The sequence below is a fragment of the Leisingera sp. F5 genome (assembly GCF_001593695.1).
The window spans coordinates 1-2,977 of the sequence record NZ_LUKH01000306.1 but is presented as its reverse complement, the minus strand read 5'-3'; the positions used below and the strand labels follow the sequence as shown (position 1 = coordinate 2,977).

3 protein-coding genes are annotated in these 2,977 nt (G+C 60.5%); all 3 read left to right on the top strand.

The annotated features are described in order from the left end of the window. The first annotated feature begins 1 nt into the window (after position 1). A complete protein-coding gene (gene ald, locus A2I95_RS29330; protein ID WP_027257949.1) occupies positions 2–1,120 on the top strand; it encodes an alanine dehydrogenase in 1,119 nt (372 codons plus the stop codon). 231 nt (positions 1,121–1,351) lie between these two features. Then, a complete protein-coding gene (locus A2I95_RS29325; RefSeq protein ID WP_291735554.1) occupies positions 1,352–2,284 on the top strand; it encodes a hypothetical protein in 933 nt (310 codons plus the stop codon). Between the two features lie 207 nt (positions 2,285–2,491). Next, the coding region (locus A2I95_RS29320) for a mechanosensitive ion channel domain-containing protein (RefSeq protein WP_291735552.1) at positions 2,492–2,977 on the top strand (486 nt) is incomplete at its 3' end.

The following is a 2,977-nucleotide window of genomic DNA, read 5'->3' as shown; positions in this document are numbered from 1 at the left end:
CATGAAAATCGGCTGCCCCACCGAGATTAAACCCCAGGAATTCCGTGTTGGCATGACCCCGGATGCTGCCCGCGAAGCTGTGTTCCACGGCCACGGCGTTGTGATCCAGAAAGGCGCCGGCCTGGGCGCCGGCTTCACCGACGAGGACTATGTGTCCGCCGGTGCCGAGATTCTCGACACCGCCGAGGAAATCTTTGCCACCGCTGACATGATCGTCAAGGTTAAGGAGCCCCAGGCGGTTGAGCGCAAGATGCTGCGCGAAGGCCAGCTGCTGTTCACCTACCTGCACCTTGCCCCTGATCCGGAGCAGACCCATGACCTGCTGGCGTCCGGCTGTACCGCAATCGCTTACGAGACCGTGACCGACGACCGCGGCGGCTTGCCGCTGCTGGCACCGATGTCCGAAGTGGCCGGCCGTCTGGCGCCGCAAGTGGGCGCCTACACCCTGCAAAAGGCCAACGGCGGCCGCGGTGTGCTGATGGGCGGCGTGCCCGGCGTGGCCCCGGCCAAGGTAGTGGTGATCGGCGGCGGTGTCGTCGGCACTCACGCGGCCAAGATTGCGGCCGGCATGGGCGCGGATGTCACCATCCTCGACCGTTCGCTGACCCGCCTGAAGTATTTGGACGACGTGTTCGGCCGCACCTTCAAGAACCAGTACTCCACCGCCGGCGCCACCGCCGAACTGGTGCGCGACGCCGACATGGTGATCGGCGCTGTTCTGATCCCCGGTGCTGCAGCGCCGAAACTGATCTCCCGTGCCCAGCTGTCTGAGATGAAACCCGGCGCGGTGCTGGTGGACGTCGCCATCGACCAAGGCGGCTGCTTTGAAACCTCCAAAGCCACCACCCACGCCGACCCGATCTATGAAGTTGACGGCATCATGCACTACTGCGTGGCCAACATGCCCGGCGCCGTGGCCCGCACTTCGACCCAGGCCCTGGGCAACGCGACCCTGCCCTTCATGCTGAACCTGGCCAACAAGGGCTGGCGCAAGGCCTGCGAGGACGACCCGCACCTGCTGAACGGCCTGAACGTGCACGCAGGCCAGCTGACCTATTACGCGGTTGGCGAAGCTCTGGGTCTCGATGTGCTGTCACCGAAACTGGCGCTGAAGCAGTAAGCAAAGCACTCCCAGAAGAATGACTTGAGGAAGGCCCCGCCAGATTGGCGGGGCTTTTCCAATGCCACAAACGGCTTCCCTCATCATTGCTGGGCCAGTCAGGTGACCAAGCGTCAACTCCGAAACATGCGGCACGGGCGCGGCTTGAACGCACCGCAACCAGTGGTGTAGGCCCCCTTCTCAATACCCTCTTCGGCCACAGACAGGCGAAACTTCTCAAAGGTTAAATCCATGCCGACTATGACCGTGACAGGTTCCCTGACGATTCAGATGACCGGGCTTATTCAAACCTTCAATGGGGCCCAGCTGACCAATAAATACGACACCGGAACATTCTTGCTGATTTCCAAGTACCCAGAAACAGTGAGCCTTAACGGCCATGATCTGCGGGTTCCCGGCTCCGGCAGCTATTTTGTCACCGGCGAAATCACAAAATTCCGGTATGCTGAGATTTCCTTGACCCCTTCCTTCCACACCATCGAAAAGCTGGTGCTGGACGGTGTCGATGTAAGCGCTGAGGGCATCTTTGACCTGACCAGCCGCTCGGCCACCTCTGCAACGGGAAAGCTCAATCTTGGAACGTTCAAGTCCTTCGTGAACGGAGAAGACTGGACCATCAAAGGCTCGCGCGAAGACGATGACATAAGGCCCGGCGCCTTTTTCACAATGTCCGGAAGCGAGACCATCAGAGCCGGGCAAGGCGCAGATACTGTCGCAGGCGGAACCGGTGCCGATTCCATCTCCGGCGGCAGCGGCAAGGATGTTCTAAAGGGACAGAATGGCAGAGATACGCTCGATGGCGGCGGCGGAAGTGACAAGCTGCTGGGTGGCCGCGGAAATGACAAATTGCTGGGTGGCGGAGGCAATGACATCCTTCTTGGCGGCGGCGGCAAGGATGTTTTGCGCGGCAACAAGGGCAGAGACACGCTGGATGGCGGCGACGGCGCTGACCTGTTTATCTTCAAAAGGGGCGACGACCACGATACGATCCGCAATTTTGACGCCGGCGAAGATCTGATCAAGATCCAACGCGGTGCAACCAAATTCTCCGATCTGGAAATCAGCGATGCCGGCACAGGCGCCGAAATTGCCTTTGCCAACGTTTCGATCACCCTTCGCAACTTTGACGTGGAAGATGTGACTGCTGATTTGTTTGTTTTTTGAATCCAGGGCGGGGCGTTAAACCTCAGCTCCTCCTCTGAGCCGCCTGGCAATTTCCGTGCACGTCCGCACGATCCTACGGCACGAAACCAGCTTCCCCTTCAGGTTGAGCCTCGACCGCCGGAACTTTCCCCGCTGTGCGCTATTGCCACAGCGCACCGTTTCCGGGACATTCGGGCACATTTAAAGAAACCGGTTGGGACAACGGACATGGAACAAATGATTGAGCAGGCGGGGGCCTATTGGCCGCTGATTGTAAACGGCGCCAAAGCGCTGGTGGTGCTGATCCTGGGCTGGATTGCTGCCGGCTGGATCAGCAGCGCGGTGCGCCGCCGCATCAACAAGACTCCGCAGATCGACCCGACATTGGGCAATTTCGCCGCCAGCGTCGTGCGCTGGGTTCTGCTGCTGGTGGTGCTGGTCGCCGTCCTTGGCATCTTCGGCATCGAGGCCACCAGCCTGGTCGCAATGCTGGGTGCGGCGACCCTGGCGATCGGCCTGGCGCTGCAGGGCACGCTCAGCGATCTGGCTGCTGGTTTCATGCTGATCCTGTTCCGCCCCTACAAAATCGGCCAGTTTGTTGATATCGGCGGCACCTCCGGTACGGTGAAGGATCTGAACCTGTTCATTACTGAACTGGCCACGCCGGACAACGTGCAAATCATCGTACCGAACGGCCAGGCCTGGGGCGCGATC

Bases quoted from the DNA above. Each gene is read 5' to 3' on its own strand.
- ald (WP_027257949.1), top strand. From the start codon at position 2: ATGAAAATCGGCTGCCCCACCGAGATTAAACCCCAGGAATTCCGTGTT.
- A2I95_RS29325 (WP_291735554.1), top strand. From the start codon at position 1,352: ATGCCGACTATGACCGTGACAGGTTCCCTGACGATTCAGATGACCGGG.